This is a genomic window from Amycolatopsis sp. A1MSW2902, assembly GCF_017312175.1.
Taxonomy (GTDB): domain Bacteria; phylum Actinomycetota; class Actinomycetes; order Mycobacteriales; family Pseudonocardiaceae; genus Amycolatopsis; species Amycolatopsis nivea.
In genome coordinates this window covers 5,252,094-5,270,003 of record NZ_QJPO01000001.1, presented here as the reverse complement: position 1 = coordinate 5,270,003, position 17,910 = coordinate 5,252,094, and the positions used below count along the sequence as shown (strand labels likewise).

General features: G+C 68.0%; 17 protein-coding genes. 12 read left to right on the top strand and 5 right to left on the bottom strand.

The window, feature by feature from the left end; translation table 11 throughout:
- Positions 1–7 precede the first annotated feature (7 nt).
- Positions 8–286, top strand: a complete 279-nt coding sequence (locus DMP23_RS24125; RefSeq protein ID WP_238607784.1) for a hypothetical protein — start codon at positions 8–10, stop codon at positions 284–286.
- Positions 287–730: 444 nt separating this feature from the next.
- On the opposite strand, the gene DMP23_RS24120 is transcribed toward DMP23_RS24125, so the two are convergent.
- Together DMP23_RS24120 and DMP23_RS24115 are read right to left on the bottom strand one after the other, a co-directional pair.
- Entirely contained in the window at positions 731–2,341 is a 1,611-nt protein-coding gene (locus tag DMP23_RS24120; protein WP_337822598.1) for a DUF2079 domain-containing protein, read from the bottom strand.
- Positions 2,342–2,497: 156 nt separating this feature from the next.
- Positions 2,498–3,118, bottom strand: coding sequence for a TetR/AcrR family transcriptional regulator (locus DMP23_RS24115; RefSeq protein ID WP_337822597.1), 621 nt, complete (start codon positions 3,116–3,118; stop codon positions 2,498–2,500).
- A 134-nt stretch (positions 3,119–3,252) separates the two neighbouring features.
- Between DMP23_RS24115 and DMP23_RS24110 the strand changes: the two genes are divergently transcribed.
- Both DMP23_RS24110 and DMP23_RS24105 read left to right on the top strand, forming a co-directional pair.
- On the top strand, positions 3,253–4,032 hold the full coding sequence (locus DMP23_RS24110; RefSeq protein WP_337822596.1) for a glucose 1-dehydrogenase: 780 nt from the start codon (positions 3,253–3,255) through the stop codon (positions 4,030–4,032).
- 194 nt (positions 4,033–4,226) lie between these two features.
- Positions 4,227–5,534, top strand: a complete 1,308-nt coding sequence (locus DMP23_RS24105) for an MFS transporter (protein WP_337822595.1) — start codon at positions 4,227–4,229, stop codon at positions 5,532–5,534.
- Positions 5,535–5,539: 5 nt separating this feature from the next.
- Here the strand turns inward: DMP23_RS24105 and DMP23_RS24100 are convergent, their stop codons facing one another.
- Positions 5,540–6,772: a helix-turn-helix domain-containing protein gene (locus tag DMP23_RS24100; protein WP_337822594.1), complete on the bottom strand. Its 1,233-nt coding sequence runs from the start codon at positions 6,770–6,772 to the stop codon at positions 5,540–5,542.
- A 165-nt stretch (positions 6,773–6,937) separates the two neighbouring features.
- Here DMP23_RS24100 and DMP23_RS24095 point away from each other — a divergent pair, with 165 nt between their 5' ends.
- From DMP23_RS24095 to DMP23_RS24055, 9 genes are all read left to right on the top strand, one after another.
- On the top strand, positions 6,938–8,461 hold the full coding sequence (locus DMP23_RS24095; protein WP_337822593.1) for a flavin-containing monooxygenase: 1,524 nt from the start codon (positions 6,938–6,940) through the stop codon (positions 8,459–8,461).
- Positions 8,454–9,377, top strand: a complete 924-nt coding sequence (locus DMP23_RS24090; protein WP_337822592.1) for an alpha/beta fold hydrolase — start codon at positions 8,454–8,456, stop codon at positions 9,375–9,377. Before DMP23_RS24095 ends, DMP23_RS24090 begins: the two co-directional genes overlap by 8 nt.
- A gap of 200 nt (positions 9,378–9,577) precedes the next feature.
- The gene (locus tag DMP23_RS24085; RefSeq protein WP_337822591.1) at positions 9,578–10,972 is read left to right on the top strand and encodes a flavin monoamine oxidase family protein; all 1,395 of its coding nucleotides are present in this window, start codon (positions 9,578–9,580) and stop codon (positions 10,970–10,972) included.
- Positions 10,969–11,673, top strand: a complete 705-nt coding sequence (locus DMP23_RS24080; protein WP_337822590.1) for a transporter — start codon at positions 10,969–10,971, stop codon at positions 11,671–11,673. Before DMP23_RS24085 ends, DMP23_RS24080 begins: the two co-directional genes overlap by 4 nt.
- Positions 11,670–13,025: an NAD-dependent succinate-semialdehyde dehydrogenase gene (locus DMP23_RS24075; protein WP_337822589.1), complete on the top strand. Its 1,356-nt coding sequence runs from the start codon at positions 11,670–11,672 to the stop codon at positions 13,023–13,025. The genes DMP23_RS24080 and DMP23_RS24075 overlap by 4 nt, the downstream gene beginning before the upstream one ends.
- Positions 13,026–13,043: 18 nt before the next feature.
- Positions 13,044–14,159 (top strand): Zn-dependent alcohol dehydrogenase, encoded by a 1,116-nt coding sequence (locus DMP23_RS24070; RefSeq protein ID WP_134733213.1) that lies wholly within the window; start codon positions 13,044–13,046, stop codon positions 14,157–14,159.
- Between the two features lie 32 nt (positions 14,160–14,191).
- The gene (locus tag DMP23_RS24065; protein WP_337822588.1) at positions 14,192–15,442 is read left to right on the top strand and encodes an aspartate aminotransferase family protein; all 1,251 of its coding nucleotides are present in this window, start codon (positions 14,192–14,194) and stop codon (positions 15,440–15,442) included.
- On the top strand, positions 15,439–15,861 hold the full coding sequence (locus DMP23_RS24060; RefSeq protein ID WP_337822587.1) for a hypothetical protein: 423 nt from the start codon (positions 15,439–15,441) through the stop codon (positions 15,859–15,861). Before DMP23_RS24065 ends, DMP23_RS24060 begins: the two co-directional genes overlap by 4 nt.
- Positions 15,858–16,241, top strand: coding sequence for a ribbon-helix-helix protein, CopG family (locus DMP23_RS24055; RefSeq protein WP_205673393.1), 384 nt, complete (start codon positions 15,858–15,860; stop codon positions 16,239–16,241). Before DMP23_RS24060 ends, DMP23_RS24055 begins: the two co-directional genes overlap by 4 nt.
- Positions 16,242–16,328: 87 nt before the next feature.
- Here DMP23_RS24055 and DMP23_RS24050 read toward each other — a convergent pair whose 3' ends face one another.
- On the bottom strand, positions 16,329–16,934 hold the full coding sequence (locus DMP23_RS24050) for a TIGR03086 family metal-binding protein (RefSeq protein WP_337822586.1): 606 nt from the start codon (positions 16,932–16,934) through the stop codon (positions 16,329–16,331).
- Positions 16,935–16,990: 56 nt separating this feature from the next.
- Positions 16,991–17,896 carry an alpha/beta hydrolase gene (locus DMP23_RS24045; RefSeq protein WP_337822585.1) on the bottom strand — a complete coding sequence of 302 codons (906 nt, stop codon included), beginning with the start codon at positions 17,894–17,896 and terminating at the stop codon, positions 16,991–16,993.
- Between the last annotated feature and the right edge of the window lie 14 nt (positions 17,897–17,910).

The window sequence follows — 17,910 nt, the reverse complement described above, 5'->3', positions numbered from 1 at the left end:
AGTTGTCTTGTTGTGTGCGCCGAGCCTGCTCGATCCGGCGGCTGAGGAACTGAAGCTGGCTGACGTGAACGGCCCCCACACCGCAGTGGACGTGGCCCGGACGGCTCGTACCCTGCTGGGCGAGCGGTTCGACTCGGGCAGCTTCATGTACGTCCTGATGCGTGCCTTCGAGGTCGACTACCACGCGGCCCGCGAGGCGTCGCGGTGGCACGAATTCCATGGCGGAGCGGCGGCGCTGTCGGACGATGCGCTGGAGAAGCTGCTCGCACCGTGGCTGGGTCGCTGATTTAGACACTGCACGACGGGCGACCACGCTCCTGAACCGGCTATCGGTGTCTTAGTCGAAGTACCGCTCGATCCATGGGCCGAGCAGTTGTATGCAGTCGCCCCGCAAACGGGTAGTGAATTCGTCGATCGCGGCGTCTGAAGGCGTCCGGATCGCCGTCCAGCGCAGTGAGGTCGGCTTCCCACATTGACGAACACTTCCGTTCGCGAACGGCCGTCCAGGTCCGGGGCGGCCAATCCGGAAAACGACAGCTTTAAGTTCTTCACCTCGTTTTGCATCGGAAAGGCCGCGCAGGCGCTCACGACATTGCCGATGCGTGACTCCAGCGTCAAATGCCGATGTGTGTGGGCGATTTGCCGCATCCATGAAGCTTCAGTGGCGACTGTGAGCGTCTTCGGCACGTGGGGCCTAGGCGCGCCGTGCCAACGGATTTCGCTTTCTTGCTCAGTTCGCGCTACCCGCGGATTCGTGCACCCGATAGAGGCGGTCGCCGACTACCGCGTAGACAGTGATCGGTCCGGTGCCGGGTTGTGCGGTGGCTTGCCAGGCGTTTCCGTCGGGGATGCCGGGGGCCGGGGAGGGCAGGTTGGTGATGCCGCCGCCCGTGACGGTGCCGGTGGCGTTGGTGGTGAGGATGCAGTCGGGGTGCAGGTCGGTCCATCCGGTGATGAGGGTGCCGGGCTGTGGGGTGGTGATGGCGCCGTGGGCGGCGGGCAGGTCGGTGGCGGTGGCCGGGTTGAGGGTGGTGCCGAGTTCGGGGCCGTGGCAGCCGAGGGTGAAGTGGGGGTTGAAGGGGTAGGCGCCGAGGGCTTTCGCGGCGGGGATGACTTGGCTTTGGATGTGGAGTTGGTCCAGGACGCCGGTGGCTTCGGTGCGCAGGGCGATGGGGGCAAGGGAGAGCGGGGCGTAGCCGCGGCGGGTGAGGTCTGCTTTGGCACCGCCGAGGGCGTGGGTGGTCAGGGAGATCGTGCAGATCCCGATGACAACGGCGGTGAGCGGCCATTGTGGACGGACGAACGTCGCGAGCGCGAGGAGCGCGACGGTAGCTAGAGCACTGGCGATGGCGTAGCGGCTGATGAGGCCGATGTTCCCACCAGGGGCGAGTGCGCTGGTGCGGCCGAGGGCGACGAGAACGGCGAGGGCGGCGGCGTATCCGGCGATGCCGATCCATCCGGCGGCGTGCGGGTCGTTCTTCGCTGAAATCCCGCAGGCAGCCAGGAGCGCGGCGGTGAGGGCTCCGGCGAGGACGGCGGTGACGGCGTGGTCTCCGGACCAGAGGCTGCCGAGCGCGGCGGCGGCGACGGAGAGGCGGCCGTCGGGGTCGAGTGCGGTGGTGGCCAGCGATTGGGTGCCGGCGGGTTTGGTGAGCAGCCAGCCTGCGAGGACGACGACTCCGGCGGCGGCCATGGCGATGGTTTTGGCGCGGTGTTCCCGGCGGAGCAGGAAGATCGCGGCGACGATCAAGAACGCGGGGAGTCCGGCGCCGAAGCTGAGGCTGGCGAGCAGCGCAGCGGTCGCGGCGGTCCACAGGCGACCGCGGTGGGCTTGGGCGGCGGCGAGGACGGTGAAGAAGACCGCGGGGATCCAGCTGATTCCGTTGGTGCCTTGCAGCCAGATCTCAGCCAGGTGCGAGGTGAACAGCAGCCACGACATCCCGGCGGCGAGTGCCGCTTTCCGGTGCAGGGACATGGACGCAGGCAGCATCGAGTACAGGCAGGCACCGATCCCGGCGACGAGGGCGACGGTGAGGACGGTGAGGACGCGGTTGTCGCCGCCGAACCAGGCGGCGTCGGCGTAGAAGAGCAGCGAGGGGATCACGAAGGGCTGGTCGAGGTGGTAGGTGAGCACCTGGCCCAGCACGAGGTTTCCGCGGTCGTCGGTGATTTTCGCGAGGACGTGCCAGTAGTCGAGCAGGACGTGTGCGCGCGGGGCGTGCAGGGCGGTCCACAACGCCAGCGCGGCGGGGAGGGCGGCGAAGGCTGCCAGGGCGGCGATTCCGACGCGGGGTCTTCGGGCGGCGGGCAGCACGGCGGCGGGGGAAGCGAGCGCGGTCAAGACCTCTCCTAGTGATCTGGAGTCACCCGGTCGGCGGCCTGCCGGACGTGCCCGCTGCGTGCGGCGGATTTTTCGGTGTGACCTGCTGCTTTTACCGTGTCCGGGGCGGTCTGGACAAGAGTGTTGCTGATCTCTGTCCCGGAGGTAACGCCGCGATCAGCTCACGGCGTACCGGGCGGCGATGGTGCGGACGGCCTCGTCGACTACCTGCGCGACGCGTTCGGCGCTCACTTCCCAGCCTGGCACCAGGAGCGTCGGCCAGAAGACGTAGTTCGAGATCATGCCCAGGAACTGGGTGGCCGCGAGGTCCGCGTCCTCGATCCGCACCGTGCCCGCCTCGTGTTCGGCCAGGAGGTAGCTGCGCACGGACTCGAAGTAGGGCATCTTTCCCTGCGAGAACTGCGCATGCGCCAGCTCGGGGAACCGCGGCAGTTCGGCGATGACGATCCGGAACAGGTCGGTCATCTGGGCGCGGCCGAGCAGTTCGGCGTAACGGCGGCCGATGATGCCGAGTCCGTCGACAACGTTGCCCGGCGGCGGGGGATCCGCCTCGTCAGCGGTGGACCAGGACTCGGTCACGATGGCGTCGAACAGCGCGGCTTTGCTCGGGAACTGCTTGAACAAAGTGGCCCGCGAAACGCCCGAGCGCTCCGCGATCCGCGCCAGCGACGTCCGGTCGTAGCCCAACTCGAGAAACAGGGCGGTCGCGGCCGTCACGATCAGCGCGCGCTTCTCCTGGGCGACGCGCTGGTGATACGTCGGCACGACCTTGCTCATGGGCCGAGCATACGAGGTGAGTAGCTTGACTCGCCACTGCCGCCGACCTAGCCTCGGAGAGGTGAGTCAACCGGCTCACCATCGGCTGTCGCTCATCGAAGCCGGTCATTCCCCTCGTATCGAAGGAACCTCTGATGCCCCGCTTCGAAAATCAAACCGTGCTCGTGACCGGCGGGACCGGCGGCCAGGGCTCGAACCACGTGCGCGCTTTTCATGCGGAGGGAGCGAACGTGGTGATCGGCGGCCTCAATGCGGAACGCGGCGCCGCTCTCGTCGACGAGCTCGGGACGCGCGCACGCTTTGTCCGTCTTGACGTTGCCGACGAGAGCTCGTGGTCCGCCGCTGTGCTGGCCGCGGAGAACGCTTTCGGTGCGCTGAACGTCCTCGTCAACAACGCGGGCGTGCAGAATCCGCCTGCGACAATCGAAAACACGGATCAGGCCACGTGGTCGCGCATCCTCGACATCAACCTCACCGGGACCTTCCTCGGCATCAGGGCCGCAGCCCCCGCTCTGCGCCGCGCGGCTGGGGGAGCCATCATCAACATCGCCTCGGTGATGGGCCTGGGCGGCACAGCGCACTACGCGCCGTACGTCGCCAGCAAGTGGGCCGTGCGAGGTCTCACCCAGACGGCCGCGCTCGAGCTTGGCCGCGACGGCATCCGCGTGAACACCATCCATCCCGGCGTGATCTCGACTCCGTTCATCCACGAACCGGCAGCCGGTGCCGCGGCGGCGATCGCTGATTTCTACTCGCCCGAGCCGTTCGCTGTCCCACGGCTCGGGGAACCTGCCGACGTCAGCCGTCTTCTGCTGTTCCTCGCGTCGTCGGACGCGTCGTTCGTCACGGGGTCGGAGTACGTCGTCGACGGCGGGCTCCTCCTTGGTCCCGCCCTGCAGGCCGAGGCGGCGTGAGCATTCCGGACAAGACCGGGTCGGGCGACTCCCTGGCTTGCCCGCTGACCGTTTCGTGCCTCAACGGCCGTAGTCGCTCCGTCGGGTGGTGCCGGGTGCACTGCCCGGCTCGAATCGGGGTGCGGAGTGTCGTACCCAAGGGCGAACGCGATGGCGACAGTGAGTCCTCACGTTCGACCGACAAGGACACTCAGATGCCCACTCAACGACGAGTGCGTGGTGCTGCCGCCGCAGGCGTGGTCGCGGTCGCCACCGTTTTGATCGGAAGCAATGCCCGCAGGCGTGACGAGTCGTTCGGTCTGCAGGCGCGGCCTCGCAAGGCCCGGGTCGTGCGCAAGATCCCCCAGGCGTTGCCGCAGGTGAAGAGCCGGTGGTCGGTTTTTCTCGCCTACGGGTTGCTCGCCGCCGCGAGTCAGGCGCTTTTCGTGAACTACGCGCCGGTGACCGCGGATGCCGCGCGGCATTTCGGGGTTTCCGTCGGGGAAATCGGGTGGCTGTCCCAGGTTTTCCCGTTGATCTACGTCGTTCTCGCCATCCCGGCCGGGATCGCGCTCGACCGGTTTCTCCGGCCGGCGCTGATCGCGGGTGCGGTCCTCACTGCGTGCGGGGCCTTCCTGAGACTGGTCAACGACGACTTCACCTGGGCCTTCGCCGGACAGGTCGTCGCCGCGGTGGGGCAGCCGCTCATTCTCAACGCCATCCCGGGGCTCGCGGTCGGTTACCTGGCCGCGAAGGATCGCGCGACGGGAATCGCCGCCGCGTCGTCGGCCACCTTCGGCGGCATGGTCCTGGGGTATCTGCTCGGCGCGTTCCTGCCCGGCGAGAGCAACATCCGCACCCTCACGCTCATCACCGCGCTGATCGCGTTGGACGCCGGGCTGTGCGTCATCGGAGCGTTGCGCTTGCCGCCGGCGCAGGCGAACCCCAGCGGCGGTCTGCGGGCCTTCCGCGCGGCGTTCGGGAATCGGTACGTCCGCCGGTTGTGCGCGGTGGTCGCCATTCCGATGGGCACGTTCATCGCTCTCGCGACGTTCGCGCAACCGTTGCTGGCTCCGGCCGGAATTCCGGAGTCCACCGCGGGGCTCATTCTCGCCTTCACCATGATCGCCGGCGTGCTCGGCTGTGCGGTCGTGCCGGTGTGGGCGGATCGGCGGGGCCGCGAGGTCGGGCTCATGGGCGCGGGGATCGCGTTCACCGCCGTGGCGTGCCTGCACCTGGCGTTGGTGCCGAGTGTCCCGATGGCCTACCTCGCGTTGCTGGGAACCGGTTTCGTGCTGCTGCCCGCACTGCCCATCGTGCTCTCGCTGAGCGAACGGCACGCCCTCGACGCGGAGAGCACCGCGGCCGGGCTCATCTGGATGGCGGGCAATCTGGGCGGGGTGCTGCTGGCGACGGTCGTCGGCTTCCTCGTCGCCAGCCCGGCCATCGCGTTCGCGGCGCTGGCCGGGGCGACCCTGCTCGCGCTTCCGGCACTGCACTGGTTCCGGAAGCTGGAGCAGTAACAAGCTCAGTCGGAACCGTCGGCCATGACTTCCGGCGCGATGTCCAGCACCAGCAGCGCGGCCGCGACATGCGTGGGGTTGTTCTCGACCTTGACGACCGAAAGTTCGTTGGCGCGCGAGACTCGCCGCTCCACGGTGTTGCGGTGTGCGTAGAGGTTGGCGGCCGCCCGAGTGGTGTTGAAGCCGCACTGCACATAGGTGAGGAGTGCCTGTCGTAGCGCCGGGTCGGCTTCGGCCAGCGGGCCGAGAGTGTTGACGACGAACCGGCGTGCGCTGTCGCGATCCTTCGTGAGCGCGTCGATCAGTTCGACGTCCGCGTAGGCCGTGAACCGGCGGTCGGAGCCGAGCCGGACGATCAGCGCCTGCGCCGAGAGCGCGTCTTGGTGGCTGGACCGGAACCCGTCGAGCCCGCGTCCTGGCCGTCCCGCTGAGACGCGGACCTCGTTGTCTGCCAAGATCTTCTCCGCCGGGTGCAGGTCCGGGACGTCCGCTCCGGACAGCCAGATCCAGCGCGAGGTGGTGCTGGCACGGGCGACCAGCGTGCTCCGGCTCGCGTCGGGGGAGCGCAGGGCGGCGGTCGCTTCCTCCAGGCAGTCCTGCTGGCCGGGATCGTCGACCCACAACACGAGACCCACGTGCCACCGCCCCATTCGGTAGCGCAACCGCCGCTCGGCCAGATCCTCCGACACCGGCGTGCCGCTGGCGATCATCTGGATCAGGGCGATCGCCTCGGCGTCCGCGTTGCCCATCGCGGCGGCGAGGCTGGTCTCGTGCAGGGTCGCGACCGAGTCGAGCGCGTACTGCATCAGCGACTTCGCCGACACGTCCAGAACGTCCACGAGCAGGTCCCGGTCCGCACAGTGCGCCGCGCATTCCTCCAGCCAGCGGCGCCAGCCGAGCCCCAGCGCCGCGCGCCAGCCCTCGGCGAAGTCGGGTGCGATGCCGCGGGCGACGAGATCGCCGATGTACGCGGCGATCCTCGGCCCGACGTAGGGCTCCACCCGCTGTCCCGGACGCTGGATGTTCGAGGTCAGCCACTGCACGAGGTCCGAGCGGTTGAGCTCGTGGTCTTCCTCGCCCAGCGACGCGTCCGTGAGCGCCACCGGGTTGTACTGCACCCGGCGGGTGGACGCGGAGACGGCGTCGGCCAGCGCTTCGGCGTCCGCCAGGAGCCGCTGGCACACGGCCCGGATCGCTTCGGCGGCCTCGGCGGTGGGCGGGGGCCACAGCTCTTCCATCCCCGAAGTGTGCCTCGGCTCCGGCGAATCGGCACGGCACGCGCCGGGGGAGTGCATCGTGCACACGCTCCCGGCGAAGCCGGTGCCCGCTGTCGTTGTGACCGGCGTCGCGGCTCGCGACAGTGAAGCCCACATCAGCAGCCGGCTCAACGAGGAGAGGCAGACATGACAGATGAGGTGTCGGACGCGATCGAGGAGTTCGACGTCGTCGTCATCGGTGCGGGAATCTCCGGGATCGGCGCGGCCGCGTATTTCAGCCGGGAGCTTCCCGGCAAATCGCTCGTCGTGCTGGAGGGCCGCGACAACATCGGCGGCACCTGGGATCTTTTCCGCTACCCGGGCATCCGGTCGGACTCGGACCTGCACACGTTCGGCTACGAGTTCAAGCCGTGGCGCCACGAGGCCGCGATCGCGGACGCCCCGCTGATCCGGGAGTACCTCCAGGAAACGGTGGCGGAGAACGACCTGGGGCGGCTGATCAGGCTGCGCCACCGGGTCGTCCGGGCGGAATGGTCCACAGTGGACTCGCGGTGGACGCTGCGCGTCGAGGCGGCGGACCCGGCCACCGGGTCGGTCACGACGAAGACGATCCGGGCGGGCTGGGTGTTCGCCGCGACCGGTTATTACCGCTACGACAAGGGATTCACCCCGGAGTTCCCCGGCCGCGAAGACTTCGGGGGGACGATCGTCCACCCGCAGCACTGGCCGGAGAACCTCGACTACAGCGGCAAGAAGGTCGTCGTCATCGGCAGCGGCGCGACCGCGGTGACGCTCGTGCCCGCGATGGCGGGAACTGCCCAGCACGTCACGATGCTGCAGCGCACGCCCACTTACATCATGTCGCTGGCCCGCGTCGACCGGCTCGCTTTGACTCTCACGAAGCTGCTGGGAGAAAAGCGCGGGTACGCCGCGACCAGGTTCAAGAACATCTGGATCGAACACGGGATCGTCAAGGGCCTGCGCGCGTTCCCGAAGATCGGGCGCGCACTGATCCGGCGGGAGAACCTCAAGCGGCTGCCCAAAGGGTTCGACGTCGACAAGCACTTCAACCCGCCGTACGACCCGTGGGACCAGCGGCTGTGCCTGGCCCCGGACGGCGATTTCTTCGACGCTATCTCGGCCGGTACCGCCTCGCTCGTCACCGACTCCATCACGAGGTTCAGCAAGCGCGGCATCGTCCTGAAATCGGGCGAGGAGCTCGAAGCCGACATCATCGTCACCGCGACCGGGTTGAACATGCGGCTCTTCGGCGGGATGCCGATCGTGGTCGACGGGCGCGAAATCGACATCGCGGACTCGGTCTCCTACCGCGGGATGCTGCTGAGCGGGATTCCCAACTGGGCGATGGCGCTCGGCTACACGACCTCGTCCTGGACCCTCAAGGTGAGCCTCATGTGCCGCTACTTCATCGACCTGGTCCGGCACATGGACGCACACGGCCACGACCGGGTGGTCCCGGTCGCGGTGCCGGGGATGCCGCGCAAGCCGGTGATGGACCTGAAGGCCGGGTACGCCAAACGGGCCGAGAAGACCCTGCCCAAACAAGGACACGCCGCGCCTTGGCGGATGGCGATGTCCTTCCCCGAGGACGCCAAGGCGCTGCGCGGCCCGGTCGCCGACGAGAACCTCGAGTTCGGCAGCGCCCGCGTGGTCGCGCTGCCCGGCGAGAGGCGGTCGGCCCATGTCTGAGGAATCCATCGACCAGTACGCGGCCCTGCCGTCCGGCACGACGATCTGCTTCCGCGACCACGGTGACCAGGCCGATCCCGCGATCCTGCTGATCGCCGGTCTGGGCGAAGACCTCACCTTCTGGCCGGGCTCGTTCGTCAGTTCGCTGGTGGACCGGGGTTTCCGTGTCGTCACGCTGGACAACCGCGACGTCGGCCAGTCCACGTTCGCGGCCACCCCGCCGCCCGCGCTGTGGCGGCAGCTGCTCGCCAGCCCCCGCGCGGACGCCTACTCGCTGGCGGACATGGCCGCCGACGCTGCCGGCGTCCTCGACCACCTCGGGATCGGGCAGGTGCACCTCGCCGGCCGGTCCATGGGCGGGATGATCGCGCAGACGGTCGCCGCGGCCGAACCCGCGCGAGTCCTGTCCCTGACCTCGATCTTCTCGACCACGGGCGCGAAGAAGATCGGTCAGCCGGCTTGGTCGACGATGCGGCTGCTCGCGGCCCCGCCGGCGCGGACCCGGACCGCGGCGGTGCGTGCCCACCTGCGGATCACCAGTCACATCGCCGGAACCGGATACCCCATCGACGACGCGGCCGAGGCAGCCGTCGCGGCGGGCGGCTGGGACCGTGCCGCGGGGGACCTGGCCGCGGGCTCGGCCCGGCAGATCCAGGCGATCCAGGCCTCCGGGGACCGGACCGCCCAGCTGAGCCGGATCACCGCTCCCACCCTGGTGATCAACGGCGACCGGGACCTGCTGGTCGCCCCCAGCGGCGGCGCGGCGACGGTGCGGGCGATCCGCTCCGCGCAACACGTGGTCATTCCCGGCATGGGGCACCACATTCCCGAGGCACTGGTCGAGCCCATCACGCAGTACATCGCGGAACACGCCAAGCGGGTGACCGAAGGCGGGAACCATGCCCGGATCTCCTGAGGGCGACATCTGCCCGTACGCCGGGTCGCTGATCGCGACCTGATCGCGGACGGTTCGCGGCACGAGGATTTTTGACGGGATTTGGGCGGAGAAGCCGAAATTCCCTCCCTTGGCGACGGCCAGCCCGCGCGGTCCGCGGTTACTGGCCTCACCCGCACTACATCTCGCTGCACGCATCTGCGTGGGCAAAGGAGGAAATCATGTCGAGTTCCCGGAATACCCGCCCCAAGGCCGTCTCGGTCGATGTCGTGGTCGTCGGCGCCGGATTCGCCGGGCTGAGCGCCGCCGACCGTCTGGTGAGCATGGGCAAGTCCGTCCTCGTCCTGGAAGGCCGCGACCGCGTCGGCGGCCGGTCGTTCTCCGGCGAGGTGGCCGGGGTGCGGGTCGACCTCGGCGCGACCTGGGTTTCCCGCAGGCACACGGCGATCCGCGACCTCGCGAGCCGGGCGGGCTGCACCCTGACCGGCCAGTTCGCCGAAGGCCGCAACGTGCTGTGGATGGCCGGACGGCGCCGTACCTACCAGGGCACGATTCCGAAGGTCTCGCCCGCGGCGCTGGTCGACATGGCGCGCGTGCAGCTGGCGCTGAACAAACTGGTCGCGAGCATCGACGTCGAAGCGGCCTGGAATTCGCCTCAGGCAAGCGAATTCGACGCGATCTCGTTCGGCGAATGGCTCGACCGGAAGCACGCGGCTCCGGCCACCCGCGCCCTGATGACCGTCGTCAGCAAGGTGCAGTGGGGCTGCAGCCCAGGAGACGTTTCGCTGCTGCACGCCTTGCGCTACATCCGCGCGGCGGGCGGAGTCGACCACATGCTCGACGTGGAAGGCGGCCAGCAACAGGAACGGTACGTCGAAACCACCCAGGAGATCGCAAAGCGCGTCGCGGAGCAACTGGGCGACCGCGTTGTTCTCGGGACGCCGGTTCGCCGGATCTCGCAAGACGAAAACGGCGTCACAGTGAGCACCGATTCGGAAGAAATCACGGCGAAGTACGCGATTGTCACGGTCGCGACGCCACAGCGTGCCGAGATCGAATTCAGCCCCGCCCTGCCCGAGCAGGCGGCTGGGCTCGCGAAAAACTGGCGCATGGGCATCCTGAGCAAGGCGTTCGTCGCGTACGAAAAGCCGTTCTGGCGGGCCAACGGACTTTCCGGCGAGGGGCTGACCGACACCGGGACCGTGTTCATCACCTTCGACGTTTCGCCCGACGCCAACGGGCCGGGCATTCTGATGACGTTCTGCGACCCCCGGGTGTTCGACGGGTTCAGCCCCGAACGGCGCCGCAGCATGGTCCTCGAGCAGCTCGTCCAGTTGTACGGCACGCAAGCGGGCGCGCCGATCGACTATCTGGACCACTGCTGGGGAGAGGAGCCGTTCGCGCCGGGCGGCCCGAACCCGGCTGTCGGTCCTTACGCGACCACGACTTACGGTCCCGCTCTCACCGAACCGCACGGGCGCGTCCACTGGGCGGGCACCGAAACCGCGGGCGAGTGGGCGGGCTGCATGAACGGCGCAGTCCTGACCGGGCAGCGCGCGGCCGAGCGCGTCGCGGCCGCGGTGGCGCGCGAATCCCAGGAGGTGCTGGCGCGATGAAGGACATCCTTTTCCTGCTCGCCGATGTGTGGATGATTTTCGTCGGCTACTTCTTCGGCTGGAAATTCATCCGCCGTTACGGCAATTACCTGCTCGGTCTCGAATGGATGGTCGTCGCGACTTCGGGCAGCAACTTTCTCGTCTGGTCGCTGCTCGGCGCCAACCCGGGCAGCGTCCTTTACGACGTCGCGTATTTCTTGGACGCTTTCTCGCGGTCGACCGGCATCACGCTCATCCTCGTGATGGGTCTGATGAAGGTGACCCGCGACTACAAGCCGAGCGTCGCCGTCGACGTCGGCGTGTTCGCGCTCGCCACCGCGGCCGGGCTGTTCCTCCGGCAATTCCACGGCGTAGACCCCCGCGTCGACCACGGTGCGTTCGCTGTCGCCGCGTTCTACGTCGCGGTCAACCTCGCCACGGCGGTCTTCCTGGCGTACTTCGTCAAGTGGCTTTGGAACGCCGGCGCGAAATGGCCGGCGATCTGGACCGGGCTGGTGACCGCTGCCGCAACGACCATCGCGATCACCTACGACTTCTTCCCCTTCCCGTTCGACGACGCGAACCGCACGTTCTTCTACACCGCGGCACTGGCGACGTGGGGTACTCAGGGATTCGTCTACTTCTTCGCTTACCGCGCGCTGCATAACCACAAAGCGGCCTCGGGCGTGAAGACGGTGCAGGAAGCGGGTGCGTCGTCATGAGCAAGCAGGTGTACGCCGTGGTCAACCCGGCTACTGGCGAGTTGGAGCAGGAGTATCCGGCCGCGACTGACGCGGCCGTGAATCAGGCCCTCGAAGCGGCTGCGAACGCGTACCGGCAGTGGTCGCAAGAGACGACCCTGGCTGAGCGCGCCGAGGTGCTGAACGCCGTCGCTGCGTTGCACAACGAGCGCAGTGGCGAACTTGCCCGCATCGCACAACGGGAAATGGGCAAGCCGCTGGAAGAAGCCGCCGCTGAGGTCGAGTTCAGCGCGTCGATCTACGCGTACTACGCCGCGAACGCACACAAGTTCCTCGCCGACGAGCCCGTCGAGTTGCTCGAGGGGGAGGGCACGGCGTTCGTCCGTCGCCAGCCGATCGGCACGTTGCTCGGCATCATGCCCTGGAACTACCCGTACTACCAGGTCGCCCGGTTCGCCGCGCCGAATCTCGTGCTGGGCAACACCATCGTGCTCAAGCCCGCGCCGCAATGTCCGGAATCCTCCGCGGCCCTGCAGCGGATCTTCGCCGACGCGGGCTGTCCTGAGGGCGGCTACGTCAACGTCTACGCGACCAACGACCAGACCGCCGATGCCATCGCCGACCCCAGGGTGCGCGGCGTCTCCTTCACCGGTTCCGAACGGGCTGGCGCGGAAATCGCCGAAAAGGCGGGCCGCAACCTCAAAAAGGTAGTGCTCGAACTGGGCGGCTCGGATCCGTTCCTCGTGCTGTCTTCCGCCGACCTGGACGCGACGGCCCAGGCCGCGGTGGACACGCGATTCGAGAACGCCGGACAAGCCTGCAACGCGGGCAAGCGGGTCATCGTCGCCGCCGAACTCTACGACGAATTCCTAGACATATTCACGAAAAAGGTGCTCGCCACAGCCGACGGACTGGCTCCGCTGTCCTCGGTGGCGGCCGCCGAGCGTCTCGAAGCACAGGTGCAGCGGGCTGTCGACGACGGCGCGACCCTGGTCTGCGAAGGACGGCGCGAGGGCGCGTTCTTCCCGCCGGGCGTCCTGACCGGGGTGTCGCCGAATTCGCCGTCGGCCGCCGAGGAATTGTTCGGCCCGGTCGCGACCGTCTATCGCGCGGCATCCGAAACCGAGGCCGTCGAACTGGCCAACAGCACTCCGTACGGACTGGGCTCGTACGTTTTCACCACGGATCCCGAGCAGGCGATGCGGGTCGCCGACCGGATCGAGGCGGGCATGGTTTTCGTCAACGGCGTCGGCCTCGAAGGCGCGGAATTGCCGTTCGGCGGGGTCAAACGGTCCGGATTCGGCCGGGAACTCGGCCGGGCGGGGATCGACGAGTTCGCCAACAAGAAGCTCATCCGCACGGCTCGGGCGTGAACCCGGAGGGAATCTCTGATGACTGTTGAATTCGACGCCGCCGTCTTCACCTCGCCGGACGCGCCGCTGACCGTCGAGCGTGTTTCGCTTCCCAGCACGCCGCCGCCGGGCGAGGTGCTGGTGCGGCTCAAAGCGAGCGGGGTGTGCCACAGCGACTTCCACGTCCTCGTCGGCGAATGGGAGACGCCTGCGCCGATGATTCTCGGCCACGAAGGCGCCGGAATCGTCGAGAGCGTCGGCGAAGGAGTCACGACCCTGGCGAAGGGCGACCACGTCGTCCTGTCCTGGACGCCTTCGTGCCGGCGATGCCGCTACTGCGTCAGCGGCCGGCCCGTCCTCTGCGACATGGTCAGCCAGCACTCGGCCAACCACCTGTCGTTCGACGGCCGGACCCGCGTCACGTCGACGGACGAACGGGACGTCTACAGCTTCGCGGGCCTCGGAACGTTCGGCCAGTACACGCTCGTGCCCGAATCGGCCGCGATCGCGATCCGGAACGACGCGCCGTTCGAGCAGGCCGCCCTGGTCGGATGCGCCGTGACGACCGGCGTCGGGGCGGCGGTCAACACCGCGCAGATCCGGCCGAGCGACACCGTCCTGGTGCTGGGTTGCGGCGGGGTTGGCTTGAACGCGATCCAGGGTGCTCGCCTGGTCGGTGCGCGGAAGATCATCGCCGCGGACCTTTCCGACGAGAAGCTCGAGCAGGCCCGCGTTTTCGGGGCGACCGACCTGGTCAACAGCGGGCGGGAGAACCTCGCGGACCGGGTGCGCCAGCTCACCGACGGACGCGGGGTGGAGGTCGCCATCGAGGCGATCGGGTTGCCGCGCACCATCGAGGCGGTTTACGAGGTGCTCGCGCGAGGCGGAAAAGCCGTGGTGGCCGGGCAGGTGGCGGACGGCGTGCGGATCTCGATCGACCCGTTTGTCATGTCCGATCAGGAGCTTTCGCTCGTCGGCTCCAACTACGGCTCGAGCAAGCCGGACGTCGATTTCCCGCTGCTGGTCGACCACTACATGAACCACCGCCTCGACCTCGACTCGCTGGTGACGCGCGTGATCGACCTGGCGGAGGTCAACGAGGCGTTCGACGAAATGAAGCGCGGCATCGGCATCCGCTCGGTGATCAAGTACTGAAGCCCTGCTGAAGAAAGGCACGGATTCGCCGCATGGCTCTGGAATCTTCGCGGATCGCCTACGAACGGACCCGGCGCAGCGTCGGCGGCGGGGTGGGGTCAGGCCTGCGCGCCGCGATGCTTCCCCATCCGCTTTTCGTGCGGGAGGCCCGAGGCGCGCATGTCTGGGACCTGGACGGAGATCGTTATGTCGACTACGTGATGGCCTGGGGCCCACTGGTACTCGGACACGGCGACCCGCGCGTGCTGGACGCCGTGTCCGAGGCCGCGAAGAAGATGCAGGTAGTCGGCACCGGTCACGCCCTCGAGTACCTCGCCGCGGAGGCGGTCCTCGAAGCCGTGCCCCACGGCGAGCGTCTGCTGTGGAGCAACACCGGAACCGAAGCGGTGCAAGTCGCCCTGCGCCTAGCCCGAGCCGCGACGGGCCGGCGTCGGATCCTCAAGTTCGCGAAGAGCTACCACGGTTGGCATGACACCGTTTACGCCGGGATGTCCGACGGCGACCGTTCTGCGGAGCCAGCAAGCAAGGGGCAGTCGCCGAGCGTTCTGGACGACCTGGTGGTGGCGCGTTTCAACGACGTCGCGCTGGCTTCGCGGCTTCTGAACGAGTCTGTCGAACGCGACATCGCCGCGGTGCTTGTCGATCCGGTGATGAGCAATGCCGGTGTCGAGGCGCCTTCGCCGGAGTTCCTGTCCACGCTGCGAACTTTGTGCGATCGGCATGGCGTTGTCCTCATCTTCGACGAGGTGATCGCCGGGTTCCGCATTGCGCGTGGTGGCGCGGCGGAGAAGTACGGGGTGCTTCCGGACTTGTCCGTCTACGGAAAGGCGATGGCCGGTGGGTTCACGCAGAGCGCCGTCGTCGGCCGGGCGGAGTTGGTCGATCAGGTGACGGATGGCGTGACTCATGCCGGGACTTTCAATGCCAACCCGATCGCGCTCGCCGCCGTCGAAGCGACGATGCGTGTGCTGGCTGATCCGGCTGTCTACGAGACGCTGGAGAAGACCTCGGCTGAGTTCGAATCCCTGGTCGGCGGGGTTCTCGGTTCGGTTCCTGGCAGCGGGAGCTTCAACCGGGTCGGGTCGCTGCTGCAGTACGTACCTGCGGGTGGGGCGACGGGTCTGCACGGCACGGGCGGGCTGTGGACGGTGCTGCTGGAGGGGATGGTGCGGGAGGGGGTGCTGTTGATGCCGTCGGGGAAGGTTTTTCTCAGCACGGCGCATGCAGGGTCGGATATTGAGGCGACGGGGGAGGCGCTTGAGAGGGTGCTGCGCCGGTTGTGATCTCGGAGCGGCTTCTGGCGGAGCCGCTGTTCCGATGCTCGCTCGCGAAGCTTCGCGAAGACGGCTGTGTGCAGATGTGTGCAGATGTGTTACATTTCGCTATGACCATCGGGCTGTGGTGGGAGGAAGCTGGTGGTGAGTACATCCGCACACGATCGGCTCGATATCCCGGTGCCAGTGACATCGAGCCGGCCTGGACGTTGGAGGCGGCAGCCGATCCTCATCGGATCACCCGCGATCCAGACCCGAAGAGTCATTGGGGGGACATTCGCGTGATCGGCTACTCGTCCGCAGCGGGATTCGTGATCACGGTGATCATCGATCACGTGGATCACTCGGGTGTCAACGCCTGGAAGACCAGCGGCGCTGACCTGCGTGCGTACCGAGCGGCACTGGGAGGAGAGGACGATGCATCATGACTGAGCCCATGAGCCGTGAACAGGTGCTGGCCGGGATTCAGGGAGAGATCGCCGAGCAGGAAGCCGCGGCGCGGCAGGAAGCCGATCCGGTCAAGCGCGAGCGCATGCTTCGGCACGCACGGTCCCGGCACGACTACGTCGAGGAAGAAGCGGACGCGGTCGCTGATGACATCGCCGAGAACGAGCAGTCCGCGCTGTCTCTGCGAGTGCCCGCGGCGCTCGCGGCCGAACTGAAGGCTCGCGCCGCGGCCGAGCACATTCCTACCTCTGCCTTGGTGCGGCGGATCCTCACCCAAGCAGTGCAGCGATCGGACGCGCCGGTGCTCACCGTCGAACAAGTCGAGCAGATCGCCCGACGGGTGTACCGCGAATCCGTCTGAGTTCGGCGGATCTGAACGAAACCTCGGCGGACAAGCCGCAGACGGCCCGGCTCGGGTGAGTGAGCGGGTCGACGCGGTGGCAGCGGGTCAGTCCGCGTGCCAGCCAGGGTTCCGACCCATCAAGGCCAACAACCGCTCCTGCCGAGACACCGACCCGCTGACCACCCCCGGCGCGGCGAAGAATCGATGCGTCGTCTCAGCCGCGACGGGGGATTCCGCCAACCCGGCGTAAATCTCCCCAAGCCTGTCGCTGATCCAAGCGACCAGGTCAGCATCAAGCCCGTCATCCACCCCCAGCGCTCGGGCGAGATCCCAGGCGTGAATGGCCGAATCCGTAGCACGCACGGCCAGCGCCTGGCACCCAGTCACCTTCCCCAACGGGTAGTCGAGCACCTGATCCAGCGCGCCCGGACGGCCGAAGGCGTCGGCGACCAGCCGCACCGACGCGGCATAAGCAGCGAGCGGGTCGTCGCCGAGGGCGTCGGCGTCGCGCATGCGCACGAAGTCCTCCCGGCTGCTCCCGGCCAGCAGATCGACGTAGTTGAGATTCCCCCGCACCATGTGGTTGACCAGCTGGCGCACGTTCCATTCCGCACAGGGCGTCGGGGCCGTCCACTGGTCGGGGCGGACGGACGGCAAGCGCTGGCCGAATTCGGTGCTGGCGGCGAGGAATCGGTCGAGAACGTCGATCATGCCCGCCAGTCTTCCGCCGCGAGGACGTCATGCGCTGGCGCAAATCCGACGTCGCACTAGCGCTCGATGAACTCGGTCAACGCGGCCACGACGGCATCGGGCTGTTCGTCCGGGATGAAGTGTCCGGAATCCGGGATGACGACGCCGGTCGTGTTGTCCGCCCAGGGGCTGAGGGAAGCGGCCATGTCGGGGATCGAGCCGTGGGAGGCGGAGATGCCCAGGACCGGGACGGTCAGACGCCGTTGCTCCAGGGTGGCGCGGTTCTTGCACGCTGACTCGGCCGCATCGCGGTAGTAGGCGAGCGAAGCCCGGAGACCGCCCTCGGCGGCGATGGCGGCGGCGTAATGGTCGGTTTCGGCACTGTCGAAAGTATCCGGGGACAGGGTTTTGGCTTTCAGAAACCAGTCGACGTACTCGCGTTCACGACCGGCGAGCAGGGTCTCGGGAAGGTCGGGCACCAGGTGGAACGCGAAGTGCCAGGTCTTCCAAGCCCGCTCGGGATCTGTCGGGATGGACTCGGGGAGGGTGACTCCGGGGATGCCGGCGTCGAGCAGCGCGACCCCGTGCAGGTGCGCTTCGTGCTGAAGGGCCAGCGAGAAAGCGACCCAGGCGCCGACGTCATGGGCGGCCAGCCAGTACTTCGGCACGTCGAGTGCCGTCACCGCGGCCTGGACCTGCGCGGCCACGGTGTGGGTGTCGTAGCTGTCGTGCGGGCGGTCGGAGTGCCCTTGCCCGGGCAGGTCGATCGCGACGACGCGGAATCGCTCGGCGAGGCCCGGCATCGCTTTGCGCCAGGCCCACCAGGTTTGCGGAAATCCGGCGAGCAGGACGAGGGCGGGGCCGGTCGGCTGACCGCCTTCCACGGTATGCAACTGGACGCCGTCCGCATCGACCCAGCGGTGCGTGAAGCCGGGTAGGTCGGGCAGCGGCAGTGCGGAAATCGGGTTCGCGGCGGCAGTCATGACTTCAGCGTAGC